Origin of the sequence: Lentzea waywayandensis, assembly GCF_900115955.1 — a bacterium.
Classification (GTDB): Bacteria; Actinomycetota; Actinomycetes; order Mycobacteriales; family Pseudonocardiaceae; genus Lentzea; species Lentzea waywayandensis.
The window spans coordinates 148,603-172,873 of sequence record NZ_FOYL01000006.1; the positions used below are offsets into that span (position 1 = coordinate 148,603).

At 68.4% G+C, this 24,271-nt stretch carries 29 protein-coding genes and 1 pseudogene; 17 read left to right on the forward strand and 13 right to left on the reverse strand.

Annotation, left to right across the window (positions count from 1 at the left end):
- The first annotated feature begins 13 nt into the window (after positions 1-13).
- Together BM417_RS23860 and BM417_RS23865 are read left to right on the forward strand one after the other, a co-directional pair.
- Positions 14-361, forward strand: coding sequence for an MmcQ/YjbR family DNA-binding protein (locus tag BM417_RS23860; protein ID WP_093598454.1), 348 nt, complete (start codon positions 14-16; stop codon positions 359-361).
- Positions 358-717, forward strand: a complete 360-nt coding sequence (locus tag BM417_RS23865; protein ID WP_093598457.1) for a VOC family protein — start codon at positions 358-360, stop codon at positions 715-717. Before BM417_RS23860 ends, BM417_RS23865 begins: the two co-directional genes overlap by 4 nt.
- On the opposite strand, the gene BM417_RS23870 is transcribed toward BM417_RS23865, so the two are convergent.
- The 4 genes from BM417_RS23870 to BM417_RS23885 all read right to left on the reverse strand — a co-directional run bounded on the left by BM417_RS23870 (position 708) and on the right by BM417_RS23885 (position 4,704).
- The gene (locus BM417_RS23870) at positions 708-1,865 is read right to left on the reverse strand and encodes a hypothetical protein (RefSeq protein ID WP_093598460.1); all 1,158 of its coding nucleotides are present in this window, start codon (positions 1,863-1,865) and stop codon (positions 708-710) included. The genes BM417_RS23865 and BM417_RS23870 overlap by 10 nt on opposite strands.
- On the reverse strand, positions 1,862-3,331 hold the full coding sequence (locus BM417_RS23875) for a WXG100 family type VII secretion target (RefSeq protein WP_093598463.1): 1,470 nt from the start codon (positions 3,329-3,331) through the stop codon (positions 1,862-1,864). The genes BM417_RS23870 and BM417_RS23875 overlap by 4 nt, the downstream gene beginning before the upstream one ends.
- Positions 3,332-3,338: 7 nt before the next feature.
- On the reverse strand, positions 3,339-3,824 hold the full coding sequence (locus tag BM417_RS23880; protein WP_093598466.1) for a YbaB/EbfC family nucleoid-associated protein: 486 nt from the start codon (positions 3,822-3,824) through the stop codon (positions 3,339-3,341).
- Positions 3,825-3,897: 73 nt separating this feature from the next.
- The gene (locus BM417_RS23885; RefSeq protein ID WP_245822127.1) at positions 3,898-4,704 is read right to left on the reverse strand and encodes a serine hydrolase; all 807 of its coding nucleotides are present in this window, start codon (positions 4,702-4,704) and stop codon (positions 3,898-3,900) included.
- A 206-nt stretch (positions 4,705-4,910) separates the two neighbouring features.
- Between BM417_RS23885 and BM417_RS23890 the strand changes: the two genes are divergently transcribed.
- Genes BM417_RS23890 through BM417_RS23900 form a run of 3 tightly spaced genes read left to right on the forward strand, consistent with a single transcriptional unit; the run spans position 4,911 to position 6,495 of the window.
- Positions 4,911-5,333 carry a hypothetical protein gene (locus BM417_RS23890; protein ID WP_093598468.1) on the forward strand — a complete coding sequence of 141 codons (423 nt, stop codon included), beginning with the start codon at positions 4,911-4,913 and terminating at the stop codon, positions 5,331-5,333.
- 53 nt (positions 5,334-5,386) lie between these two features.
- On the forward strand, positions 5,387-5,554 hold the full coding sequence (locus BM417_RS23895; protein ID WP_093599283.1) for a helix-turn-helix transcriptional regulator: 168 nt from the start codon (positions 5,387-5,389) through the stop codon (positions 5,552-5,554).
- On the forward strand, positions 5,551-6,495 hold the full coding sequence (locus BM417_RS23900; RefSeq protein WP_093598471.1) for an NAD(P)-dependent alcohol dehydrogenase: 945 nt from the start codon (positions 5,551-5,553) through the stop codon (positions 6,493-6,495). Before BM417_RS23895 ends, BM417_RS23900 begins: the two co-directional genes overlap by 4 nt.
- Here the strand turns inward: BM417_RS23900 and BM417_RS23905 are convergent.
- Complete coding sequence (locus BM417_RS23905; RefSeq protein ID WP_093598474.1) at positions 6,453-7,634, reverse strand: amidohydrolase family protein; 1,182 nt, start codon at positions 7,632-7,634, stop codon at positions 6,453-6,455. The two genes, BM417_RS23900 and BM417_RS23905, sit on opposite strands and share 43 nt — an antisense overlap.
- Before the next feature lie 38 nt (positions 7,635-7,672).
- The gene (gene ribA, locus BM417_RS23910; protein WP_093598477.1) at positions 7,673-8,308 is read right to left on the reverse strand and encodes a GTP cyclohydrolase II; all 636 of its coding nucleotides are present in this window, start codon (positions 8,306-8,308) and stop codon (positions 7,673-7,675) included.
- Between the two features lie 92 nt (positions 8,309-8,400).
- Between ribA and BM417_RS23915 the strand changes: the two genes are divergently transcribed.
- From BM417_RS23915 to BM417_RS23930, 4 genes are read left to right on the forward strand one after another with little or no spacing between them, the layout of a single operon-like run.
- Positions 8,401-8,811 (forward strand): 6-pyruvoyl trahydropterin synthase family protein, encoded by a 411-nt coding sequence (locus BM417_RS23915; protein WP_093598480.1) that lies wholly within the window; start codon positions 8,401-8,403, stop codon positions 8,809-8,811.
- Positions 8,789-9,760 carry a glycosyltransferase family 4 protein gene (locus BM417_RS23920; protein ID WP_245822128.1) on the forward strand — a complete coding sequence of 324 codons (972 nt, stop codon included), beginning with the start codon at positions 8,789-8,791 and terminating at the stop codon, positions 9,758-9,760. Before BM417_RS23915 ends, BM417_RS23920 begins: the two co-directional genes overlap by 23 nt.
- Positions 9,757-10,536 (forward strand): class I SAM-dependent methyltransferase, encoded by a 780-nt coding sequence (locus BM417_RS23925; protein ID WP_093598486.1) that lies wholly within the window; start codon positions 9,757-9,759, stop codon positions 10,534-10,536. Before BM417_RS23920 ends, BM417_RS23925 begins: the two co-directional genes overlap by 4 nt.
- Positions 10,536-11,495 (forward strand): lysylphosphatidylglycerol synthase transmembrane domain-containing protein, encoded by a 960-nt coding sequence (locus tag BM417_RS23930; protein WP_093598489.1) that lies wholly within the window; start codon positions 10,536-10,538, stop codon positions 11,493-11,495. The genes BM417_RS23925 and BM417_RS23930 overlap by 1 nt, the downstream gene beginning before the upstream one ends.
- Here the strand turns inward: BM417_RS23930 and BM417_RS23935 are convergent.
- A complete protein-coding gene (locus BM417_RS23935; RefSeq protein WP_093598492.1) occupies positions 11,412-12,101 on the reverse strand; it encodes a creatininase family protein in 690 nt (229 codons plus the stop codon). The two genes, BM417_RS23930 and BM417_RS23935, sit on opposite strands and share 84 nt — an antisense overlap.
- Positions 12,088-13,065: a zinc-dependent alcohol dehydrogenase gene (locus BM417_RS23940; protein ID WP_093598495.1), complete on the reverse strand. Its 978-nt coding sequence runs from the start codon at positions 13,063-13,065 to the stop codon at positions 12,088-12,090. The genes BM417_RS23935 and BM417_RS23940 overlap by 14 nt, the downstream gene beginning before the upstream one ends.
- A gap of 41 nt (positions 13,066-13,106) precedes the next feature.
- Here BM417_RS23940 and BM417_RS23945 point away from each other — a divergent pair, with 41 nt between their 5' ends.
- Together BM417_RS23945 and BM417_RS23950 are read left to right on the forward strand one after the other, a co-directional pair.
- Positions 13,107-13,841 carry a CDP-alcohol phosphatidyltransferase family protein gene (locus tag BM417_RS23945; RefSeq protein WP_093598498.1) on the forward strand — a complete coding sequence of 245 codons (735 nt, stop codon included), beginning with the start codon at positions 13,107-13,109 and terminating at the stop codon, positions 13,839-13,841.
- Positions 13,834-14,235, forward strand: a complete 402-nt coding sequence (locus BM417_RS23950; RefSeq protein WP_093598501.1) for a DoxX family protein — start codon at positions 13,834-13,836, stop codon at positions 14,233-14,235. The genes BM417_RS23945 and BM417_RS23950 overlap by 8 nt, the downstream gene beginning before the upstream one ends.
- Here the strand turns inward: BM417_RS23950 and BM417_RS23955 are convergent.
- The gene (locus BM417_RS23955; RefSeq protein ID WP_245822129.1) at positions 14,225-14,986 is read right to left on the reverse strand and encodes a RibD family protein; all 762 of its coding nucleotides are present in this window, start codon (positions 14,984-14,986) and stop codon (positions 14,225-14,227) included. The two genes, BM417_RS23950 and BM417_RS23955, sit on opposite strands and share 11 nt — an antisense overlap.
- On the opposite strand from BM417_RS23955, the gene BM417_RS23960 reads away from it, so the two are divergent.
- Positions 14,964-16,538, forward strand: a complete 1,575-nt coding sequence (locus tag BM417_RS23960) for an alkaline phosphatase family protein (RefSeq protein ID WP_093598507.1) — start codon at positions 14,964-14,966, stop codon at positions 16,536-16,538. The genes BM417_RS23955 and BM417_RS23960 overlap by 23 nt on opposite strands.
- Here the strand turns inward: BM417_RS23960 and BM417_RS23965 are convergent.
- Positions 16,535-17,053, reverse strand: coding sequence for a DinB family protein (locus BM417_RS23965; protein ID WP_093598510.1), 519 nt, complete (start codon positions 17,051-17,053; stop codon positions 16,535-16,537). The two genes, BM417_RS23960 and BM417_RS23965, sit on opposite strands and share 4 nt — an antisense overlap.
- Before the next feature lie 141 nt (positions 17,054-17,194).
- On the opposite strand from BM417_RS23965, the gene BM417_RS47905 reads away from it, so the two are divergent.
- Complete coding sequence (locus BM417_RS47905) at positions 17,195-17,965, forward strand: hypothetical protein (protein WP_177320568.1); 771 nt, start codon at positions 17,195-17,197, stop codon at positions 17,963-17,965.
- 10 nt (positions 17,966-17,975) lie between these two features.
- Positions 17,976-18,431 carry a mycothiol transferase gene (locus tag BM417_RS50320; protein WP_177320569.1) on the forward strand — a complete coding sequence of 152 codons (456 nt, stop codon included), beginning with the start codon at positions 17,976-17,978 and terminating at the stop codon, positions 18,429-18,431.
- Here the strand turns inward: BM417_RS50320 and BM417_RS23975 are convergent.
- Positions 18,415-19,542: an MFS transporter gene (locus BM417_RS23975; protein WP_218164538.1), complete on the reverse strand. Its 1,128-nt coding sequence runs from the start codon at positions 19,540-19,542 to the stop codon at positions 18,415-18,417. The genes BM417_RS50320 and BM417_RS23975 overlap by 17 nt on opposite strands.
- Positions 19,536-19,949, reverse strand: a pseudogene (locus BM417_RS23980) (YeeE/YedE thiosulfate transporter family protein); the annotation flags it as partial. The gene BM417_RS23975 and the pseudogene BM417_RS23980, both read right to left, overlap by 7 nt.
- A gap of 83 nt (positions 19,950-20,032) precedes the next feature.
- On the opposite strand from BM417_RS23980, the gene BM417_RS23985 reads away from it, so the two are divergent.
- Genes BM417_RS23985 through BM417_RS23995 form a run of 3 tightly spaced genes read left to right on the forward strand, consistent with a single transcriptional unit; the run spans position 20,033 to position 22,646 of the window.
- Complete coding sequence (locus BM417_RS23985; protein WP_143138784.1) at positions 20,033-20,521, forward strand: phosphatase PAP2 family protein; 489 nt, start codon at positions 20,033-20,035, stop codon at positions 20,519-20,521.
- Between the two features lie 8 nt (positions 20,522-20,529).
- The gene (locus BM417_RS23990; protein WP_177320570.1) at positions 20,530-21,999 is read left to right on the forward strand and encodes a sensor histidine kinase; all 1,470 of its coding nucleotides are present in this window, start codon (positions 20,530-20,532) and stop codon (positions 21,997-21,999) included.
- Positions 21,996-22,646, forward strand: coding sequence for a response regulator (locus BM417_RS23995; RefSeq protein ID WP_093599291.1), 651 nt, complete (start codon positions 21,996-21,998; stop codon positions 22,644-22,646). Before BM417_RS23990 ends, BM417_RS23995 begins: the two co-directional genes overlap by 4 nt.
- 44 nt (positions 22,647-22,690) lie before the next feature.
- Here the strand turns inward: BM417_RS23995 and BM417_RS24000 are convergent, their stop codons facing one another.
- Positions 22,691-24,271: a solute symporter family protein gene (locus BM417_RS24000; protein WP_093598519.1), complete on the reverse strand. Its 1,581-nt coding sequence runs from the start codon at positions 24,269-24,271 to the stop codon at positions 22,691-22,693.

Genomic DNA, 24,271 nt, shown 5'->3' on the forward strand with positions numbered 1-24,271 from the left:
TTGGGGGTCGGCAGTGGCGACAACGAGCAAGCAGCTCTTCAAGATCGTGGACGGACTCGCCGAGGTGCAACGGTCGTCCGGGCAGCAGTACGACTCGTTCCGCGTGCGGGGCAAGTTGTTCGGCTACTACTGGCCGCGCACGCAGACGGTCGGGCTCAAGCAGACGCTGTCCGAGCAGCTGGCGCTGGTGGCGGAACGGCCCGAGGTGTTCGAGGTGCAGTTCACGGCCGGTGGGTTCGGCTGGGTCGTGGTGTACCTCGAAGGCATCGAGGCGGACGAGATGAAGGAGCTCGTCTTCGAGGCGTGGCGGTTGTCGGCGCCGGAGGAGCTCGTCGCCCAGGTGCCGGATCTCGCGCGATGACCAGGGTCAAGTTCGAGCTGCCCGCTGACGATCTCGGGCGTGCGACGGCCTTCTACCGCGACGTCTTCGGGTGGTCGGCGCGGCAGTTGCCGTTCGACTACGTGCTCGTCGACACCGCGGGTGAGCCCGTCGACGTCAGTGATGCCGATGGCGGTATCTCGCCGCGGAACGAGTTCGTGCGGGGGCCGGTGCTGATCATCGACGTGCCGAGCGTCGACGACGTGGCGCGGAAGGTCGAAGAGGCCGGCGGCGTGCTGCTCAACGCCAAGGAACGCGTGGGCGACTTCGGGTTCTCGCAGTACGTCAAGGACAGCGAGGGTTCCGTGCTGTGCCTGTGGGAGTCGACTCAGGACTGACGGCGCAGCGCCAGCGCCGAGCCGTCCGCGAACGTCAGCCGGACCACCGGCCGCGCGGGCAGACTTGCTCCCGCGTAAGGGGTTTCCAGCGATCGCACGGCGCCGCTGGGGATCTCGGCGAACGTGGTGAACACGCTGGAAGGCTTGGCCTCGAACAGATGCGTCGGGTAGACGACGGCCACGCGCTGGTCGCTCACGGCGAGTCGCGCGTTGCCGCGGCTGAAGGCGAAGTGGTCCGCCAGCGACACGGCGAGGCACGAGGCGGCGGGCGCGTCGACCCAGTAGCCGAGCGTCGGGTCGTCGGTCCAGTCCTGCGGTGACGGGGGAGCGGGCAACGGCCAGCGCTGCTTGTCCAGTTCCAGCGCGGGCATCGGGCTCGAAGCGACGAGAGGCAGCCGCAACTCGCCGCCGACGACGCCGCCCACGTAGCCGACGATCGGGGGCAGGCCGAGCACCAGGCGTTCGCCGGGGCGCAGCCAGAACTTCGTCAGCTCCGAGACGACGACCTCGTCGTCCGAGACAGCAGGAGTCTCCAGCAGGAACTCGAAGCCCGAGCCGTCGACGAACGTCACGCGGCCGGGCGAGACCGAGGCGATCTGGGCGCGCGGGAACTCCGCCACGGCCCGGTAGTCCGGCACTGCGACGGGCTCGCCCTCCACGTGCTCGCCGTACTTCCTGCGGTTGTCGGCGAGGATCTTGCCGACCTCGCGGCCGAACCCGATCGCCTTGCCCAGAAACGACTTCTCCTCGACAGGCTCAGCGGCCAGGTGCCGCTCGGCGATCACCAGCCGGGAGGACGTCAACGCCCACAACCGATCCACGCGCTTGCCGGGCTCGAACCGCGACATCGCCGAAGCGGCCAGGGAACCGGCAGAAGGCCCGAACACCAGGTGATCGCCGGCCAGGGCCTTGTCGTCGCCCGAGTCGCCACCGCCGCCCAGCATCGTCAGCGCGAGATCGCCCACGCCCCGGCCCACAGCGGAAGCACCGCGGGCGAACAACGAACGGCCTGGTGCGCCGAGCTGGTCGAGGCCGTCGACGGCGTAGTAGAAGGTCCGCCGGTACATCGCCCACACCAGCGACTCGCCCGCCCGGCAGACCTGCTGCCGGGCGACGTGGCCGGGGCCCAGGGGCGCCGCGAAGATCACTCGTACTCGAATCCTCGGTTCATGGCGTCAGCACGGTCCTCGTCGGAGGACGGGTCCTGACCCTTGTTGTAGCCGTACTTGATGCCCTGCTCGACGGCGATACCGGGAGCATTCTCCAGGATCCCGTTGGTGATGGCGGTCGGGACGTGGGTCGTGCCGCTCAGGCCCGCCGTGCGCAGGCCCGCCTCGGTGAGGTTCGTCGTCAGCGAGTCCGCACCGGGGCCGTCGACGCCGAACCGGCCGGCGAAGCGGTTGGCGGTCTTGGACGCCATCGTCGCCGGGTCGGCCTTGGTGACGATCTTGGCCAGTGGGTTCGCGTCGATCTGGCGCATGAGCCACTTCTCGGCCATGTTGCCGTCGCGCAGGCCCTCGGCCTTCTCGACGAGCTTGCGCAACGGACCCTTGCGCAGCGCCTGGAGCAGGTCCTCGAGCTTGTCGATCAACGGCTTGAGCTTGCCGAGCAGCTGCTTCACCTTGAGGCCGAGGCGCGCCATCGTGCCGCCGACCTGGGCGGTGGTGGCGACGCCCGCGGCGGCCATCGAGGCGCCGGCGGTGATCCACGACGCGGCCAGTGCGGCCAGCCACTCGATGATCAGGCCCATGACCAGCTCTTGCAGGATGTCGATGCAGATCTCGACGAACGCGTCGAAGAGATCGGCGGCGAGCTCCAGCATCTGCTGAAGGCCGCGGATCTCGTTCGAGAACGCCTCCGCGCCCGCGCCGAACTCGTCCATCTGCTTGCGGAACTTGTCGCCCGCCTGCCCGGTCCACGGCTGCGACGTCGCGGCGGCGCGGGTCTTCTCGTGCTCGCCGGTCTGCTTCACCCAGTCCGCGACCTTGCCCCAGCCGGTGCCGGTGCTGCGCATCTGCTCGGGGTCCCCGATCGCGGGTTCGAGCACGAGCTCGACGATCGGGCTGATCACGATGCCGATCAGGAACCCGAGGCCGTTGTCGATGAACGACTGGCCGGGGCTCATCACGAACTTGAGCTGCTCCATGCGCGCGTTGACCGCCGCGATGGCCACGTCCGGCGGGCTACCGGCGCGCGAGATGTCGCCGCTCGTGCTCGCCCACGAGCTGCCGTAGCCGGCGTTCTGCTCGAAGTCGCTCTTGCGGTTGCCGTTGCCCGCGCTGTTCAGGTCGGCGAACGAACCAGGGCCGCCACTGCCGAACTTCTGCAGCCCCTGGTGGATCGCGTCCTCGACGTCGCGGTAGGTCTGCGCGGTCTGGTCGGTGCGCTCGGCCACGCCCTCCAGGAAGCCCTTGGCCTTGTTGGCCATCTCCTGGCATTCCTGCAGGCCCTCGAAGTACTTGAACGCCATGAGCTCGCCGAGCGGACCGAAGCAGTCATCACTCACGCGCGCCTGGTCGAGCAGGGTCGCCAACTGTCCGAAGTGGCCTGCGGCCTCCCGCGAACCCTGGCCGTGCGCCGTGAGCGCACCACCCTGCACCTGGAATCCCGTCATGCCCCCATCACCTCAGGATCGAGTTGCCGCCGAAGTCGTCATCGTCTGAGACCGGTCTCGGCCTCGGACGGTTCCCGGCGGGCGGTGCGGGCGGCGTCACGTTCTGCGGCACGTTCGGGGCCGCGTTCGGCGTGGGAGCCTCGGGCATCATCACGGCCGAGTGCGCGCTGAACGCGTCCTTGAACCGCTCGGCCTGATCACCCAGCACCGGCGTCACGGTGTCCTGCAACGCCTGCGCGGCCTGCTGCGTCGCTGCCCTGATGGTGGCGAGGATCTCCTGCTGCAACTGCGTGTGGCTGTACTTCATCGCGTTCGGACTGAGCTGCAACCCCAGCACGGCCCCCGACGGCGCGACGGTCACGGTGACGGAGCCGTCACCGCTACGAGCCTGGCCGCGCAGTTCCGCGATCTTGTCCTTGAGCTGGCCGGCCCTGGCGGCCTGCTCCTGGAAAGCACGGATCTTCTGCTCGATTTGTGCCCTTCTGTCCGGCACAGCGACCCCTTCCCCAGTGTCTGAACAGGTCGCTCACCACGGTAGCAACGCGGTCTGACACCCCACTGACGCTTCAGCGGAAGAGGATGCGGGTGATCTCCGTGTCCGTTGCGCGGCCCTCGTCGTAGGCGCCTTCGCCCTTGAGGTTGTTCATGATCGCGAGGGTGTACCGCGCGTCCTGCCCGACGAACCCGACCGAGTTCATCACCCAGCCGCCCTCTTCCTCCGACCAGCCGTTCTTCACGCCGGAGTCCGGTCCCCAGACGCCCCACTGCTGCACGGGACCGACCTCGCGCATCTGCCCGAGGATGTACTCGCGGTCGTCCGCGGGGACGGTGTCGAGGATGTAGTTCATCAGGCGGTCGAGGTCGTTCGCGGTGCACTTCTCGAAGCCCCAGTAGGGGAATGTGGCCGTATATCCCTTTTGTGGCACCAAATCGGTCATTCCGTACTTGCCGAACGCCGCGTTGAACGTCGTGCCGTTGTACTTCTTCCACAGCGAGTCCGCCGCGTCGTCGTCGGACGTGTGCAGCATCGCGTTCATCAGCTTGCGGTCGTCGCTGCTCAGCTTGATCTTGCCGGCGCGGTGGCGCTCCAGGAGGTTCACGACCATCGCGAGCTTGATCGTCGACGCGGTCCACGTCATGTCGCCCGAGTGGTCGTTGCGCCAGATCGCCCCGCTCTTGCGGTCGCGCAGCACGAAACCGACGGATCCCGGCCTGGTCTCGGCGTAGTCCTGGGCGGCCTTCACGCGCTTCTGGAAGTCGCACTCGAACCCGCTGTCGGGCAGCGGGCAGACCTCGGGGGTCGCGACGAGAGGTGCTGCCGCGGGGGTGTGTGACGGCTGCGTGCGTGCTGCGGCGGGTGGTTCCGCCGTCACTGCATGGCCACATGCCGTGAGGGCAAGCGCGCACGCAACAAGGATCGGACGGAGCATGCGCCGCACGCTAATGGGTCCGATCGGAGGTAGTCGACCGCCATACGGACGCCTTGATCACGAAAAGGTTAAGTCAAAGATGTTTGACATGGTGTCTGCTTCGCTTTACCTTGGTGATGTCAGGTTTCTTTGACATCAGGAGCGGGACCATGGCGTTCGAGGAGAAGCAGGCCTGGGCCTTGGCGGTCATCGCCGTGGTCGGTTATGCCGTGTACGTCGGGCTTGTCCTGACTGGAGCGGCAGGGCGTCCGCTGGTCGAGGCGCCGTACATCAGCGCGATGGTGTGGACGATCTCACTCGGGATCGTCGCCGGCATCGTGTCGGGCATCTGGTTCGGCATCGCCTCGCGCAACGACGGGCTGCAGGCCGACGAACGGGACCGCGAGATCGGCCGGATCGGCGACGGTATCGGTCAGTCGTTCGTCGTCATCGGTGGTATGTCCGCGATGGTGCTCGCGATGTTCGAGGCGCCGTACTTCTGGATCGCCAACGTGCTCTACCTGTGCTTCGTGCTGTCCGCGGTGCTGGGCTCGTTGGCGAAGATCATGTTCTACCAGCGGGGGATGGCGTGAAGCCGACGAAGGTCACGAACTCCCTCCGCGCCCTGCGGTTCGCGCACGGCGAGATGAAGCAGGCCGATCTCGCCACGGCCGTCGGTGTGACGCGGCAGACGTTGATCGCCATCGAGCAGGGGAAGTACTCGCCCTCGCTGGAAGTGGCCTTCAAGATCGCACGCGTGTTCAAGGTGTCGCTAGAAGAGGTGTTCCAGTACCCGGAGGAGGAAGAGCTGTGAAGGCTGTCGTACAACGAAGATACGGATCGGCGGTGTTCGGTGACCTCGATGTGCCTGTGCCTGGGAAGGGCGAGGTTCTGCTGGAGGTGCGGGCGGCGGGCGTCGACATGGGCGTCTGGCACCTGCTCACCGGGAAGCCGTACCTGTTGCGGTTCCTCGGTTTCGGGTTCCGCGGGCCGAAGTCCCCGGTACCGGGACGGGACGTCGCCGGTGTGGTGACGGAGATCGGGCCCGGCGTGACCGGGTTCGAGATCGGCGACGAGGTGTTCGGCACGTGCGAGGGGTCGTTCGCCGAACACGCCGTCGCTCCGGTCTCCCGGCTGGCGCGCAAACCGGAGGGGATTTCCTTCACCGAGGCGGCCGCGCTCCCGATCTCGGGCGGGACGGCGCTGGAGGGACTGCGCGGAGTCCAGCCGGGGCAACGGGTTCTGGTGCTCGGCGCCGGTGGCGGCGTCGGCTCGTACGGCGTCCAGATCGCGAAAGCCCTTGGCGCACACGTGACAGCGGTGTGCAGCACGCGCAAGGTCGAGCTGGCCAGGTCGCTGGGCGCCGACGAGGTCTTCGACTACACGGTGGCGGACTTCACCGGCACGTACGACCTGATCCTCGACTGCGGTGGCGCCAGGCCGTTGTCCAGGCTGCGCAGGGCGACGAACGAGGGCGGCCGGATCGTGCTGGTCGGCGCGGAGACAGGGGGATCGATCACGGGAGGGTTCCACAAGTCGATCGGCGCGTTGTTCCTGAACCCGTTCTCGTCCAGGAAGTTCGTGCCGCTGATGGCGAAGGAGCTCGGCGTCGTCTTCGACGAGCTGCGTGTCATGGTCGAGGCAGGCACGCTGAAAGCCCCGGTGGGCAAGGTCTTCCCGCTGTCAGAGGCACTCGACGCGGTGGACCACGTCTACTCGCGACGGTCGGTCGGCAAGACGGTCGTCGCGATCTGACCGCCCATCACCACGGTGGTCACGTGGTGCAACGCCGTGATGTCCCTCATGGGATCTCCTTGCACGGCAATGATGTCAGCATCCCAGCCAGGCTTCAGCACGCCTTTGCTGACGCTCAAAGCCTTCGCCGCCTGGCTGGTGGCACTGGCGAGCACGACCGCGTTCGGGACGCCCGCCTCGATCATCTGAGCCAGGGCGTGGGCGGTGATCCCGTGCGGCTTGCCCGCCCCGATCCCGCCATCGGTGCCGGACACCGCCCGGACGCCGTGGTCGTGCATGCGACCCACGATGTTCAGCTTCGCCGGGATGCTCATCCCGGCACGTTCGAACGCCTCCATGACGTGCGGCGGCGGATCCTGCGTGTTGCCGAGGGTGTGGCAGACGGCGATGTCCGCCTCGGCCAGCGCGTCCATCAGCTCCACCGGCATCTGCATGCCTCGATCGGTGAGGCACGTGCAGTGCTCGATGCCGTCCACGCCCGCGGCCACGGCCCGTTGCACCGCGGCCAGGCTGTGCGCGTGGGCGGTCACCGGCAGGCCGTGGGAGTGGGCCTCCTCCACGACCACGCGGAGCTCGTGTTCGGTGAACTGACAGTCGTCGACGGCGGTACCGGGCGTCGCGAACCCGCCGCTGGCCATGATCTTGACGACGTCGGCCTGCCGTTCGGCGCGGTCGCGCACCGCCCGGCGGAGCGCGTCGTCACCGCTGGTCTCGCCGCCCATCGACCAGCAGTGCCCGCGTGGGCAGGTGATGGGCGGGCCGGACGCGAGGACGCGCTGACGGTGCTTGGACCGCTGCTCGAGCACAGACCACTGCCGGTCACCGAGGTCGCGGACGGTGGTCACGCCGGCCCGCAACTGGCGTTCGAGGCTGTCCTTGATGACCGCGTCCAGGTGCTCGGCGGTGAAGTCGGGCAGCCGGTCCAGCGCGCCGTTCTCACTGTCCGCGCCCAGGTGAACGTGGGTGTCGATCAGTCCGGGCAGGACGGTGGCGGTGCCGAGATCGACGACCTCGGCACCGGCGACGTCCGGATGGCCCTGCTCGACGGCCTTGATCGTCCCGTTCTCGGTGATGACCGTGACGGGTCCCGCGATCGACCGCTCACCGTCGAACGCACGCCCTGCCCGCAGCGCCAGCATCGGGACATTCTGAGCGCCACATGCTGGGAAAGCAATGGTCAGCGGGCATGCGGCAGCGTCGTGAACTCGTCGACCTGGGGCAGGTCGTGCCCGAGCCGGTCCCGCTTCGCCGTCAGGTAGGCGATGTTGTGGGCGTTGGGGGTCATCAACGACGGCACGCGCGCCGTCACCGAAATTCCGTGGGACTCCAGCGCCGCGATCTTGTCCGGGTTGTTGGACATCAGCCGCACGGACTGCACGCGCAGATGCTTGAGCACGCGAGCCGCGGGGGAGTAGTCGCGCACGTCGACGGGCAGACCGAGCGACGTGGCCGAGTCCAACGTGTCCAGTCCGGCGTCCTGGAGCACGTGCGTGCGAATCTTCGACACCAAACCGATTCCGCGGCCTTCGTGTCCGCGCAGGTAGACGAGGATGCCATTGCCCTCACGCACGATGGTGTTCAGCGCGGCGTCGAGCTGCTCGCCGCACTCACAGCGCATGGCGGCGAAGATGTCTCCGGTCATGCACTCGGAGTGGATGCGCACGAGGACGTTCTCACGCAGCTTCGTCTTGCCGTAGACCAGCGCCATGTGCTCGTGACCGTCCGCGCGGAACGCGACTGCGCGGAAGGTGCCACGCCGTGTCACCAGATCGGACTCCGCAACGTCTTCCTCGTTGAAGGCCTGTTCGAACATCTCCGGTCCCCTTGTCACCAGGCGCCTTCCGAACGTGCAGCTACGCTCGGATGGAGGTCGCACCGTAACCCGACCGCACAGCGGAGGTCATCCTGTTCAGCATCACCGTCCGCGATCACGTGATGATCGCCCACAGTTTCCGCGGCGAAGTCTTCGGTCCGGCACAACGTCTGCATGGAGCAACGTTCCTGGTGGACGCAACGTTCAAACGTGCTGAGCTCGATTCGGACAACATCGTCGTCGACATCGGACTCGCGACCCAGGAGCTGAACAAGGTCCTGGCCGCCTTCAACTACCGCAACCTGGACGAAGAACCCCAGTTCGCGGGCATCAACACCTCCACGGAGTGGCTCGCGAAGCACATCGCGGACCAGCTCGCGGACAAGATCTCCGAGGGTTCTCTGGGTGAGGGCGCTCACGGGATCGATGCGATCGCCGTCACACTTCACGAGTCCCATGTGGCGTGGGCCGGCTACGAACGTGCACTTCGTCCTTCCCGCTGACGTCGAGGATCCGGGCAGTCCCAGCGGCGGCAACGTCTACGACCTGCGCGTGAGCGCGGGCCTGAACCGTCTGACCGTCGCTGGTGACTGGCCGCGTCCGAGCGACACCACCGCGTTGTGGCAAACGCTTGCGGCGATCCCCGACGGTGACGTCGTGCTCCTCGACGGCCTGGTCGGCTGTGGAGTACCCGAAGTCGTCGTCCCTCACGCCCGACGGCTCAGGCTCGCCGTGCTCGTGCACCTGCCGCTCGCCGACGAGACAGGCCTCGACCCGGAGGTGGCCCGCGACCTCGACGCGCGGGAAGGGCAGGTCCTGAGGGCCGCGAGCGCAGTCGTCGCGACCAGTCCGACGGCCGCCCGCGACCTCGAGCGACGGCACGGGCTCGACCACGTCCACGTCGTCGTTCCCGGCACCGATCCGGCGCCCCCGGCGCGCGGCACGGACGGCGTCCACCACCTGCTCTGCGTCGCGTCCATCACACCCCGCAAAGGCCACGACCTGCTGGTCGGAGCGTTGCGGCGGATCGAACGCGACTGGCGGCTGACCTGCGTGGGCCCGCACCGGCCGTTCCTGCGCGAACTCCCGCGAGACGAGCGCGTCAGCTTCCCCGGACCGCTCGCCGGCGAGGCTCTGACCAGCGCGTACGACCGCGCGGACCTCTTCGTGCTGGCCTCCAGGAACGAGACCTACGGCATGGTCGTCACCGAGGCGCTCGCCCACGGTCTGCCGGTCATCGCGAGCGCTGTCCCCGACGCGCTCGGCGACGGCGGTCTGCTCATTCCCGCCGGGGACGAAAATGCATTGGAAGCTGCACTAACGCGCTGGTTTCAAGATCAGGATTTCCGGGCTGAACTGCGCTCGAAGGCGCTCGCCCGGCGAGCCGTTCTGTCCACTTGGGACGAATCCACAGAGGACCTGCGGAGGGTGCTGGCTACGCTCCGGCCATGACCTTCGCCCCGGAATGGCTGGCACTGCGGGAAATCGCCGACGCGACCGCACGCTCGACCGAGCTCGCTGATGTGGTCCGCGAAACTCTGGTGAACCGAAACCCCCTGACGATCCGTGACCTCGGTTGTGGAACGGGATCGATGGGACGATGGCTCGCCGGCAGGCTCGGCGGCGTACAGCACTGGGTGCTGCACGACCGCGACCCCCGGCTGCTCGGGCTGGCGGAGGCCGGCATGAGCGCCTTCGAGAACGTCACCGTCGAGACGCGTGAGGGCGACCTCACGTCACTCAAAGCCGCCGACATCGCAGGCGCTGACCTGGTCACTTGCTCCGCGTTGCTCGACTTGCTCACTGCTAACGAGATGAACGCTCTGGCGGTTGCATGCGTAGAAGCACATGTGCCCGCTCTGTTCACGCTCTCGGTGGCAGGCCGGATCGACATCGATCCGGCCGAGCCGCTCGACGCCGCCTTCCAGGACGCGTTCAACGCTCACCAGCGCCGCGTCGTGGACGGGCGCCGTCTGCTCGGACCTGATGCTCCTGCCGCTGCCGAAGAGGCATTCGTGGCAGCCGGCGCTTCGGTTCGGACGGCTCAGAGCCCCTGGCGGATGCACGGCGATGCCCTGCAGTCCGAGTGGCTGAAGGGCTGGGTCGACGCCGCGGTGGAGCAGGAACCCACACTCGCCACCGAGGCCTCCGAGTACCTGCGCCGCAGGTCAACGGCCTCCGTGACGGTCCACCACGTCGACCTGCTAGCGATACCGAGGGCTGTCTGATGAAGAAGTTCTGGCCGTGGCTTCGCCTGGTGCTGGCGTTGGCGATCCTGGTGGCCCTGGGCGTGCGCCTGGGCACCGGGGCGTTCCTCGACGGACTGCGCGCGATCGACGCGTTCTCCGTCGCCGCCGCACTGGCGATCGGGCTCGTGACGACGGTGCTCAGCGCGGGTCGCTGGGTGCTCGTCGCGCGCCGCCTCGGCCTGTCGCTGTCCCTGAAGTCCGCGGTCAGCGACTACTACCGCGCCCAGCTCGTCAACGCCGTGCTGCCCGCGGGCGTGCTCGGTGACGTGCATCGCGCGGTCAACCACGGCCGTGAGTCGGGCGACGTCGGACGGGGTGTGCGCGCCGTGTTCTTCGAGCGCTTCGCCGGTCAGATCGTGCTCATCGGGATCGGGCTCGCGGTGCTGCTCACGCACCCCGCGCCCGGCCTCGACCTCGCTCCGGACGGCACCACCGCCGGGCTCGTTCTCGCCGGTCTGGCCGTTGCCGCGGTCGTCGGCTGGCAGATCGGGCCGGTACGCCGCGTCCTGGTCCACACCCTCGCGGACGGCATCAGGCTCCTGTCGCTGCGGACCTGGCCCGCCGTCATCGGGCTGTCCGCCGCCACGGTCGCCGGTTACGTCGCGATGTTCCTGGTGGCCGCCCGCGCCGCCGGGTCGGACGCCACGATCGCCCAGCTCGCGCCGGTCGTCGTGCTGGCGCTGCTGATCATGGCCATCCCGGTGAACATCGGCGGGTTCGGCCCGCGCGAGGCGTTCCTCGCGGTGGCGTTCGGTGCCGCCGGTCTGGGCGCCGCGCAGGGCTTCACCACCGGCATCGTCTACGGCGTGCTGGCGCTCATCGCCGCGCTGCCCGGCGCGGTCGTGCTGTTCCTCTCACGCCGGAAGACCGAAAAGGTCCAGGTAGTGACGGAACGACTCGGTCAGCCCCGCGAGCAGGAGCTCGCCCTTGCGCGCTGACGCGAGCGAGGGCCGCCCGATGACGCCGGAGGACGTGTACGGCGCCAGACCCAGGGTGAGCATGTGCCGCCGGTCCTCCGCCAGGTGGTCAGAGTCTTCATAACCGGGACGGATCAGATCGGGGTGCGCGTGCAGCAGGATCGAGGTCTCCAGCTCACCGGCGTGCATGTCGCTGTACGCCGAGGTCTCGATGCCGGCCTTCTCCCGCGCGAACGCCCAGTCGTCCCGTCCGGGGAACAACGCCAGACCCTCGCCCTCCTGCACGATGTTGGACAGCACGTAGTTGCCGCCGTGGCCGTTGACGAGGACCACGTTCGTGACACCGTTGCGCCGCAAGGACTCCGCGATGTCCGTGACCACTGAGATCAACGTGCTCGCGGAGATGCTGACGGTCCCGGGCCAGCCGGCGTGCTCCTGCGAGCAGGAGAACTGGATCGGCGGCAGCAGCCGGACCGGATACCTCGCCGCGATCTCCGACGCGATGGTCCAGGCGATCACCGAGTCCGTGGCCAGCGGCAGGTGCGGGCCGTGCTGCTCGGTGCTGCCGACCGGGAGCACGGCGACGCTCCTGCCGCGGACGTCGACCGTGGTGTCACTCGGAAACATGAGCCTGACCGTAGTCAATCCGGTGGCACAGAGCCGGAATCTCGCTATCGGCGAGCCTCGGCATCACGTCCGGGAGCTCCTCGAACGCGCTGTGGCCCGTGATCAGCGCCTCGAACCTGTCGTCGGCCAGCAGATCGAGCGCGACCGCCATGCGTTCGGCGTAGGTGCGGTCCGGGCGGCCGACCGTGCCGACCTGGCTGCTGCGGATCGTGAGCCGGCGCGAGTGGAAGAACTCGCCCAGCGGCACGGAGATCTTCCTGTCGCCGTACCAGCTCAGCTCGATCACGCGGCCTTCCGGCGCGAGCAGGTTCAAAGCGGTGGTGAGGCCGGGTTCGGTCGCACTGGCGTGGAAGACCAGATCACAGCCGTCGAGAGCGTTGCCCGGCAAGGCGAACCCGACACCGAGCTTGCGGGCGATCTCCTCGCGAGCCGGATCGGCGTCCACGAGCTCGACACGGGCACCGGGGAACGTCGCCAGCACGGCCGCGATGCTCGACCCGACCATGCCGCCGCCGACCACCGCGATCCGGTCGCCGATCAGCGGCCGCGCGTCCCACACCGCGTTGACCGCGGTCTCCACGGTGCCCGCCAGCACCGCTCGTTCGGCTGGAACGGCCTCGGGCACGAGCGTGACCGAGGTTTCCGGGACCACGTAACGAGTCTGATGTGGATAGAGGCAGAACACCGTGCGCCCGCGCAGGTTCCCGTGTTCGACGACGCCGACGTTGAGGTACCCGTACTTCACCGGCCACGGGAAGTCGCCCTCCTGGAAGGGGGCCCGCATGACCGCGTACTGGTTCTCCGGCACGCCACCGCGGAACACGAGGGTCTCCGTGCCGCGGCTGACGCCGGAGAACAGCGTGCGCACCTCGACCTCACCGGGACCGGGCTCGGCCAGTGTGACCTGCCGAACTTCCCCTTTTCCCGAATCATTGAGCCAAAAGGCACTCGCCGTACGTGTCACTCACAACACCTCCGCCGCACGAAGTTCGTTAGGGGCACCTGATGATCACACTTCAGCACACCAGGACGGCACCCGTCCTCCGGGAGCCTGCCATCTGGGCGGGACTTCAGGTCCTCGCGCTGGGCGTGGTCGCCGCCACAACCGGTCTCGGGCCGCTCGGCTGGGCGGCCGGTCTGGCCTACGGGTTCGCCACGTGGGCGTTCCTCGGCTACGGCATGCAACGGCACCGCACCTCGGCGTTGGGACCGGCTGACCGCGTCACGCTGGCCCGTGGCCTGATGGTCGGCGCTGTGACCGCTTTGGTCGCGGACCGCGCCGGGCAGGACGTGCCGGTCGCGCTGGTCGTGACGCTGGCGGCCGTCGCGTTGTCACTCGACTGGGTGGACGGTCAGGTCGCTCGCCGCACGGGCACCTCGACCGCTCTGGGAGCCCGGTTCGACATGGAGGTCGACGCGTTCCTGATCCTCGTGCTCAGCGCGTACGTCGCCGTGCACATGGGTCCGTGGGTGCTCGCGATCGGGCTCATGCGGTACGTGTTCGTGGCCGCTTCCTGGCGTTTCCGCTGGATGAACGCACCGCTGCCGGGTAGCTACGCCCGCAAGGTCGTGGCCGCGGTCCAGGGGATCTTCCTCGTCGTCGCGGCTTCCGGCCTGCTGCCGTACGCGGCCGTGCTCGTCGGTCTCGCGCTGGCATCGCTGGTGTGGTCGTTCGGTCGCGATGTGCTCTGGCTGTGGAACAACGCCGCTGTCCCGGTGGGACAATCCCGCCATGCCTGAGCAGACCTCGACCGCGGCGAAGATCGGCAACATCGTCGTCTGGATCCTGCAGATCGCGCTCGCCGTGCAGTTCGTGATGAACGGCTACGCGTTGTTCACCGACTCGTTCGTCGCCAAGTTCGACGACATCGGCTTCGGCCAGTGGTTCCGCTACTTCACCGGTGTTCTGGAGATCGGTACCGCGATCGGCCTGCTCATCCCGCGCATCTGCGGCCTCGCGGCGCTGGGCCTCGCGGGCATCATGGCCGGCGCGGCGCTGACCGAGCTGACCCTGGTCACCAACGGCGGGTTCGACGACGCGCTGATGCCGCTGATCTTCATGGTGTGGGCGCTGGTGATCGCGGTCTACCGCCGCGAGCAGATCTTCGGCGTGTTCAAGCTCGTCAGGAAGTGACTTTCGGGAAGTAGCGGAGCACCGCGACGTCCCCGACTTTCGTGACGTCCTCCAGGTGGAATCGGCGTGCCGGTCCACCGGGGAATTCGGCGGGATTCACGAAACGCGGGGCCGTCGCCTGCCCGATCAGCATCGGTGCCACCGCCACCCGGATCTCGTCGGCCAGTCCGGCTTGCAGGAACGCCGTGTGAATGCTCGTGCCGCCTTCGACCATGAGCTTTCTCACTCCGCGTGCGCCGAGATCGTCCAGAATCTCTGAGAATTCGCTGAAGGTCTTCGTTTCGGCGAGATGCCCGACCGTGGTCTCCGCACACCGCGAGTAGACCAACCGTTCGCCGCCGCAGTGCCAGAACCGCAGGTCAGGATCTAGTTGGCCACTCCGGGTGACGGTGACTCGCAGCGGGAACTCCGGTTTGCCGTCCGCTATTCTCCGCGCGCGTCGTTCGTCGCTGTAGACGAGCAGTCGCGCGTTGTCGCGGCGCAACGTCTCGGCCCCGGCCAGAATCGCGTCCGACTCCGCGCGCATCCGGTCGACGTGATCGAAGTCCTCGTCGTTGGAAAGCGGAAACCTCTCGGTGCCGCGATCGTCGATGTGGCCGTCGAGGCTGACGGCGACGCTCAGCAGAACGTGCGGGCGGGTCACGAGAACCGATGGTAGAGCAGGTGAACCGTTCGCGGGCCGCGCCGCGTTTACCTCATAGGGTCCGGAAAGGGGAATCTCGGTGAGGATGTTGCTGCGGCGGACGGTCACGGTCCTGGCAGGGCTGTTCGTGTTGTTCGTGCTCATCGCACCGAGCGACCTCGAGAAGTTCTCCTTCGAGTCGTTCCTGCGCGTGCCGCTCGAAGGTCTCATCGGCGTGATGGTGCTGGTGCTGCTGCCGGACCGGTTCCGCAAGCCCGCGGCCATCGTCGGTGGCATCGCGCTGGGCCTGTTCACGGTCGTGAAGATCATGGACATCGGCTTCGACATGGTGCTGTACCGGCCGTTCGACCTCGTGCTGGACTGGCCGCTGCTGGTGCCGGCCATCGACTTCGTGGACGTGACGTTCGGCCGCTTCGCCTCGGTCCTGGCCGTCGCGCTCGCGGTCGCACTGGTCGCCGGGATCGTGTTCCTGGCGGCGATCTCGGTGCAGCGCCTCAGTTCGGTGGCCGCCGGACGGCGCCCGATCGCGATCCGCGCCGTGGCTCTGGTCGCCGTCGCCTGTGTTTCGCTTGCGGTGCCTGGGGTTCCGGTCTACTCCGACGCCGCCGCCACCTCGTTGGTGGATCACGCGCGCCGCGTGCAAGCCGGTCTGAACGACCGGGAGGTGTTCGCGGCGGAGGCTTCGGTCGACGCGTTCCGCGGCCACCCCGGGCTGCTGTCCTCGTTGCAGGGCAAGGACGTCGTCTTCACGTTCGTGGAGAGCTACGGCAAGTCGGCCCTCGACATGCCGGACGTCGCGGCCAAGCTCGCTCAGGGAAACGATCGCCTGAAGGCGGCCGGTTACTCGGCCCGCTCCGCGTACCTGACCTCGCCGACCGCGGGCGGTGGCAGCTGGATGGCGCAGGCGACGTTGCTGTCCGGGCTGTGGATCGACAACCAGCAGCGCTACCGCAACCTCGTGGCCTCCGACCGGCTGACGCTGCCGCGGGCGTTCCGCGAGTCGTCGTGGCGCTCGGTCGGTGTCGTCCCCGGCATCACGCAGGCGTGGCCGGAAGGCGACTTCTTCCACTACAACCAGATCTACGCCGCCCAGGACCTCGGCTACAAGGGCCCGCGCTTCGGCTACGCGACGACGCCAGACCAGTTCACCTTGGAGTCGTTCCAACGCAACGAGCGCTCGAAGGCCCACGGCCCGGTGATGGCGGCGATCCCGATGGTGTCCTCGCACGCGCCGTGGTCACCGACGCCGGACTCGGTGGAGTGGGACAAGCTGGGCGACGGCTCGATCTACTCGACCATGCCCGCCTCGAACGACCCGCCGGAGTCGATCTTCGGCCGCGACCCGGCGGCCGTGCGCGCCGACTACGCGCACTCCATCTCGTACTCGCTGGAGTCCGTGCTCTCCTACGTCGAGAAGTACGGCGACGAGAACCTGGTGATGGTGTTCCTCGGCGACCACCAGCCCGCGCAGATGGTGACCGGCGAAGGAGCGTCGCGGGACGTGCCGATCACCATCGTCGCCAAGGACCCGGCCGTGATGGACCAGGTCGCGGGCTGGAAGTGGGACGACGGGATCAAGCCGGGAGGGTCGGCCCCGGTGTCGCGGATGAGCGACTTCCGGGACCAGTTCCTCTCGACCTTCAGCCCGCCGAACGACTAGCCCATGGTCTTCTGACCGTCGATCGTCTCGCGGATGATGTCCGCGTGGCCCGCGTGCTGCGAGGTCTCGGCCACGATGTGCACGAACACGCGCCGCGCCGACCACGTCTTGCCCTCGGGGAACCACGGGGCGGCCGGCAGCGCGTGGGAGAGGTCCATGTCGACCGTCTCGACCAGCTTGTCGGTGTAGGCCGCGACCTCGTTGTAGCGGGCGATGATGCTCTCCAGCGTCTCGCCCGGCTCCATCCGGAAGTTCGCCTCGTGGTTCTCGTAGTCCTTCGACTCGGGGTCGGACTCCATCGCCGAGGTGCCGTGCTCGATGAACTTGACCCAGTTCTCCTCGACCGACGCGACGTGCTTGATCAGACCGCCGATGCTCAGCGCGCTGGCCGTCGGGCTCGACGCCGCCTGCTCGTCGCTCAGGCCCTGCGCGGTGAACGTCAGGAACCAGCGGTGCTGCTTGAGGGTCTCGAGCAGGTCCGCGCGCTCGCCGGTGAGGATCTCGGTGGTGGTCATCGCTTCTGTCCTTCGCTCGTTTGTCCCGACATGAAGGACTCTAGGACCACTTGAGGTCAGCTTGTGTCCTAGACGATGGGCCGCTCCAGCGAAACTTGAGCGCCGCTCAAGCGATCCGCAGCTGACCTGTGGTCACGGTCCGTGAGTCAGTCGAAAGTGACGTGGTCCGCGCCGGAGATCGACCAGACTCGCGCCATGCGTCTGGCCCTGTCCCTGCTGCTGGTGCTGACCGCCTGCTCGACCACGCCCGCGGACCCCGTAGCGCTGCTCCAGGAGTGGCGGCAGACCGCCCAGAGGCAGGGGTCGGTGCGGTTCGACGTCAAGATCGAGGTCGAGGGCAAGGATCCGCGCAGGCAGTCCTACGCGGGCGTGCACCACGTCGGCAGCGGCGGCGCCACGACGCAGGAGGACGTGACCGCGCACGTCGAGAACAGGTACCGCACCACCGACTACCGCTGGGTGACCGTGGGCGACGACGGCTACCTGCAGCACAGCGGGCTCACCATGCCGCCCGGGAAGACGTTCTCCAGCATGGGGCTCAACGACGCGCCCTGGGTGGGGCCGTACTCCAGCGACCTGTCGATGGCCACGCAGGACTACCACCCCGGCAACCTGTTCGGCGACATCGACCGCGACACGGTCCGCCTCACCGAACAGGATGGCGGCCGGTACGTGTTCAGCGCGGGCGGGGTGCCGCACTCGGGCGGCTACGCCAACGGCGACGTCCGGCTCGTCGTCGAGGTGGACGACGAGAACCGCGTGGTCCGGGTCGAGCAGAGCGGGCCGTCACCCGACAAACAGCAAGCGTGTCTCACCGCCGTCTACAGCCAGTGGGGCACCGCGCCGGACGTGCTGCGGCCACCCCAGGAGACCGTGGCGAAACCGAAGGAAGTCCTCGCCGTGCAACGTTAGTGTCGACCGCATGATTGCTGAGAACCTTCAGCACTACCCGCAGAACTCGCGCCACTCCATCCTGTCCTCTTTGGATGGACTCGCCGAACACGACGTGCGCCGCCCGCTCGTGCCCAGCGACACCAACCTGCTCGACCTTGGTAAACACCTGATCGGCATCGAGTTCGGCTACCTCGGCGACAGCGCCATCCGTCCCGCGCCGATCACGCTGCCGTGGACGAGGACGGCTCGTTCTGGGAGAACGGCGACATGTGGGTCAGCCCACCGAGTCCCGCGAGTACCTCGTCGATGTGTACTGCCAGGCCTGGAAGCACTCCGGCGAGTCGATCACGCAGCTGCCTCGCCCAACAACCCACTTCGGGCGCCCCGGCGCTTCCCTCGGGGGAGCACTCTGCCTGTACTGCCTACTCGTTCAAAACACAGTCCGGCGCGGACAACCCAGACGGTTACTACGACCTGGTCCTGAGCATGGCGAGCGCGCCGATCACCGGGCCGGGTACGAGCAGCAGGAACGCGTAACGCCAGGTCACGACCTCGGCGAGCAGCGGAACGAGCTGGATGCTGACCACGGTCAGGCCGAACCCGACGGCGGTCAGCGCGGTGAGGGCCGTCCCGACGTAGCGCGGGTCGGCGACCTCGCTCAGCGACGCCGAGAACACCCCGGAGTCCGCGATCACCGAGGCGCCCCAGACCGCGCAGAACGCGATCAGCAGCGGCGTGCCCCAGACCAGGGGCGAGAGCAGGCAGCAGAGTCCGCTCACCGTCAGGGCTCCGACGGCGGCGGGTGCGCGGCCGAACCTGTCCGCCGCCCAGCCGCCCACGAGACAGCCGACGAACCCCGCCACGCCCATCGTCAGGAACACGGTGAGGCCAACGGGTTCCCGTGAGCTCAGCAGGAACGTCGGCAGCCACGTCCACAGCGCGTACAGCTCCCACATGTGGCCGAAGTAGCCGAGGTTCACCAGCCGAGGCTTGCGCTCGCGGAACATCTGCACGGCATAACGCGGGTTGAGCTGTGCGGTCGTCCCACTCACGTACGGCCCCGGCCGCACGAACAGAAGCGCGACCACGGCACCGAGAAACGCGATCAGGGCGGCAGCGACGAGCACCTCGCGCCACGGCAGCTGCCCGAACACGTGGGGGAGTGCCGACCCCAGAGTCAGCGCTCCGATCAGCACACCCAGGGCACGGCCGCGGGTGCGGGTCTCCGACCAGGACGCCATCAGCTTCATGCCCACCGGGTAGACGCCCGCGAGCGCCACCCCGGTCAGGAACCGCAACGGGATCGCGGCGGCCAGCCCGTCCACGAACAGCCCGAGCACCAGCGTGAACGCCGCGCCGGCCGCCGCGCAGCACGCGATCAGCAGGTGCGGGCGGACGCGGTCGGCCAGGTTGAGCACCGTGGCCCCGACCGCGCCGACCACGAACCCGAGCTGCACGGACGCGGTCAGCCACACCGCCGCGCCCGCGCTGATGCCCCACTCGACCCGCAGAGAAGGAACGACGGCGGACATCGAGAACCACACGGCCAGGCCGAGGACCTGGACGAGTGCGATGGCCGCGCGCCGGATCAGCACACCGAGTCGCTCGGTTGCGGGTTCGCGAGCCCGAACAACGGCCGCAGCCTCAGCCCGATCCACGTGCCGGCCAGCGCGAACACGCCCCACAGCCACCCGTGCAGCGACCCGACGGAGATGCCGCCGAGGTACGCGCCGATGTTGCAGCCACCGGCGAGCCGAGCCCCGATGCCCATCAGCACACCTCCCAGCACGGCCGCGAGCGCCGTCCTCCACGGAACACTGCTGTGAATCTTCCACGCTCCGGCCGCCGCCGCAGCGATGGCGGCGCCGATCATGATGCCGATGTTCGTGAGCGACGTCTTGTCCGTCCAGATCGGAGCGGCGAGCGCCTTGGCGTTGGCCGGCGTCTGCCAGAACTCCCACGCCTCGGGGTGCAGCCCGAGCAGCTGCACGACCTTCGCGCCGTGGCGGACCTTGTCGAAAGTCAGGTCCGATCGGTTCCGAACGGCAGGGGCGCTCACGCCGCGGCCTTCGTAGGTTCGGCTGAGTGACTTGGCTGACTGTGGGTACCGACGCGGTGCTCGGTGTGTTCGCGCTGATGTTCTTGTTGCTGTGGTTCAAACACAGGCTGCGGGCGTTCCTCGCCGGAGCCGGTGTGGTGGTGGCCTACGCGATCAGCGAGGTCATCAAGCTCGTGGTGCAGGAGGAACGGCCCTGTCGTACCGCGCCGTCGATCGCGGAGTGCCCGGAGCCGGGTGACTGGTCGTTTCCCAGCAACCACTCGGTGATCGCCGGTTCGTCCGCGATGGCGATCTGGGCGCTGCACCGGACCTACGGGTGGGTGGCGGCCGTCTGCGCGATCGCGGCGGCGGCTTCGCGGGTCGTCGTGGGTGTCCACTATGTACACGACGTCCTGGCCGGGCTGGCGCTGGGAGCGTTGGTGTCGTGGGGGATCGCGGTGTTGCTGGACAAGCGGCAGCGCAGGGCGGTGACCAACGCCGACGCGCCGACCGTGGTGATGCAGCGACTGCGATGATGGGTGCCGTGTGGGCTCGGCTGATTCTGTGGTTCTGCGCGGCGTCGCTGGTGGTGGCCGCGGCGGCGACCTCGCGACCCGGCCGGCTCGCGGTCTGGGAAGTGGTGCTGTACCTGGCCGTGCTCGCGGTGGCGTTCAAGGTCGTGCCGCGCCGGCCGGCGGTGGCGCTCGGTCTCGCACTGGGCGCGTGGCTGGTCTGCTATCTCGTCCGGGTCGAGTTCGACAGCGCCACCGGCGTGATCGCGCTGGCACCCGCGCTCGCCATCACGAGCTTCCTCGCCGGGCGGCACGCGCAGGACCCCCGCGCGACCGCGATCACCTTGGCCATCGGGGAGATCGCCGGTGTCGTCGTGGCGCTGACCGAGCGCGGCGGATCGGACACCGCGCTCGCCGTCACGTCCGGCATCGGCGTGCTCAGCGTGGTGCCGTGGGCGGTCGGCCGGTTCCGCCGGCGCTACTGGGAACTCCAGGAGGTCGGCTGGGAGCACGCCTCCTTGCTGGAACGGGACGTCGACAACGCGCGCAACGCCGAACGGGCCCGGCTCGCGGGCGAGATGCACGACCTGGTGGGGCACGAACTCGCGCGAGCCGCGTTGCTGACCGGTGCGCTGGAACTCGAACCCACGCTCACCGCACAACAACGCGAGGCCGCCAAGACCGCCCGTGCCAGCGTCACGGCCGCGGCGGAACGGCTGGCCGACGTCATGCAGGTGCTGCGGGCCGACGAGGACGAACCCGTCGCGACGATCGAGGAGGTCGTTGCCAGAAGCGGACTCGACGCCGAGCTCACCAACGGCCGCAAGACCGCGATCGATGGCATCATCGCGCGGACCGTGCACCGGGTGACCGCCGAAGCGCTGACGAACGTGATCAAGCACGCCCCCGGCGCGAAGGTCACCGTCAGCCTGACCGCGAACCTCGAACTGCGGATCACGAACGGCCCGGCGCCGAAGACCCACGCGGTCGGCAGCGGCAAAGGACTGGTGGGCCTGGCCGAACGCGTCGCGCTCGTCGGCGGCTGGTTCGAGGCGGCGCCCTCGGACGACGGCGGCTTCGAGGTCAGGGCCAAGCTTCCGGAACGGCCACGCGCGCGGAACACGCCCACGCACGTGCGTCGCGAACGCACCGAGAAGGAACTCCGCAAGAGCGCTCGCAGGACCGTGCTGATCACATCGGTCGTGTGCGCGGGGATCGCGTTCGGCGTGCCGGGCTACATGGTGTTCGACGCGGTGACGTCCGTTCTCACGCCGCAGCAGTTCGAACGGGCAGAACTCGGGCAGAACGAGGACGACATGGACCTGCCGCTGCGCACCCGCGTCGACAACCCGCTCGGCGTCACCGCGCCGCCCGGCACCGAGTGCCGCTACTACAGCACGCACCCCAACCCGTTCGACGGCGACCGCCACGACCTGCACCAGCTGTGCTTCCGGGATGATCGGCTCGTGTCCAAGCAGTGGCTCGCCAGGAGGAGCGGTTGATCAGGGTCGTGCTCGCCGACGACGAACCGGTGGTCAGGTTCGGCGTGAAGGCCGTGCTCGCGACCGCCGGAGACGTCGAGGTGGTCGCGGAGGCCGAGAACGGCAGCCAGGCGATCGACCTCGTCGCCCGGCACCGGCCCGACGTCGCCGTGCTCGACATCCGCATGCCCGTGTTCGACGGGCTGGACGCGGCCAAGGTGATCCGCGAGTGCCATCCGGGCACGAAGACGCTGGTGCTGACGACGTTCGCGGACGACGCGTACATCAGCCGGGCGCTGGGGGAGGGCGCTGCGGGGTTCGTGCTGAAGACCGGCGACCCGCAGGAGATCATCTCCGGGGTCCGCGCGGTCGCGAGCGGTGGCGCGTTCCTGTCTCCCGTCGTGGCCAAGCGGGTGGTGGACCAGCTCTCCCGCGCACACCCGCGACCGCTTGCGACGCAACGGATCGAGGTGCTCACCGCACGGGAACGCGAGGTGCTCGGCCTGGTCGGCGCCGGCCTGTCCAACGCGGAGATCGCGGCCCGCATCCACGTCGTCGAGGGCACCGTGAAGGTCTACGTCAGCACGATCTTCCGCCAGCTGGGCGTCCGCAACCGCGTGCAGGCCGCGATCATCGCCCACGAGTCCGGGATCATCCCCGCCGGATAAGTCCGAGGTGGGTGAATGTCTTGCAGCACAAGCGAAATCACTCGCTAGGTGCGGGCGCCGATACCGGAGATCGCCCGCACCTCCATCTCGGCGGCCTTGGCTGTCATCTCCGGCTCGCGCTTGGAGAAGATCGTGGCGAGGAACCCGCACAGGAACGAGAACGGGATCGACACGAGACCGGGGTTGCCGAGCGGGAACCACGCGAAGTCGATGTCCGGGAAGATCGACGTCTTCGCGCCCGACATCACCGGCGAGAAGATGATCAGCACCAGGCACGAGCCCAGACCGCCGTAGATGCTCCACAGCGTGCCGATGGTGTTGAAGCGCCGCCAGAAGATCGTGTAGAGGATCGTCGACAGGTTCGCCGAGGCGGCCAGCGCCAGTGCCAGCGACACGAGGAACGCGACGTTCTGCCCGTTCGCCGCGATACCGCCGATGATCGACAGGATGCCGACGACGACGGCCGTCAGCCGGGCGACGCGGATCTCCCTGCGCGGCTCGGCGTTTCCGCGCTTGATCACGTTCGCGTAGACGTCGTGGGCGAACGAGGCGGAGGCCGCCAGGGTCAGGCCCGCGACGACCGCGAGGATCGTGGCGAACGCGACGGCGGACACGATGCCGAGCAGCACCGCGCCACCGATCTCGAACGCGAGCAGCGGCGCGGCGGAGTTCTCGCCACCCGGTGCCGCGGCGATCTTGTCGGTGCCGACCAGTGCCATCGCGCCGAAGCCGATCACCAGCGTGCACAGGTAGAAGATGACCATCGTCCACGTGGCCCAGACGACCGAGCGGCGGGCCTCGGAGGCGTTCGGCACGGTGTAGAAGCGCATCAGCACGTGCGGCAGGGAGGCGATGCCCAGCACCAGTGACAACGCCAGCGAGACGAAGTCCAGTTTGGACATAGCGCTGAAGCCGTACTTCGCGCCGGGGTCCAGCACGGCCTCGCCGAGCTTGTTGTTCTCGGTGGCCTGCTGCATGATCGCCGACAGGCTGAAACCGAACTTGCCCAGCAGGAACACGCTCATCAGCGTCACGCAGAGCAGCAGCAGGACGGCCTTGATGATCTGCACCCAGGTCGTGCCCTTCATGCCGCCGACCAGCACGTAGAGCACCATCACCATGCCCACCAGGGCGATCAGGATCGCCTGGCCCCACTTCGAGGTCACGTTGAGCAGCAACGCGATCAGGCCGCCGGCGCCCGCCATCTGCGCGATCATGTAGAAGAACGAGATCACCAGCGTCGCGTTCGCCGCGGCCGCGCGCACCGGGCGTTGCCTCATCCGGAACGCCAGCACGTCGCCGACGGTGAAGCGGCCGGTGTTGCGCAGGCCCTCCGCGATCAGCAGCAGGCCGACGAGCCACGCGACGACCCAGCCGACGGAGTAGAGGAACCCGTCGTAGCCGTGTGCCGCGATACCGCCGGAGATGCCGAGGAACGACGCGGCGGACAGGAAGTCACCGGACAGCGCCACACCGTTCTGGGCGCCGGTGAACGAGCTGCCGGCGGCGTAGTAGTCCGACGCCGTCACGTTCCGGCTCGAAGCGCGGTAGACGATGTAAAGGGTGATCAGGACGAACACCGCGAAGACGCTGAGGTTCAGCACCGGGTTGCCGGTGGTGGGCAT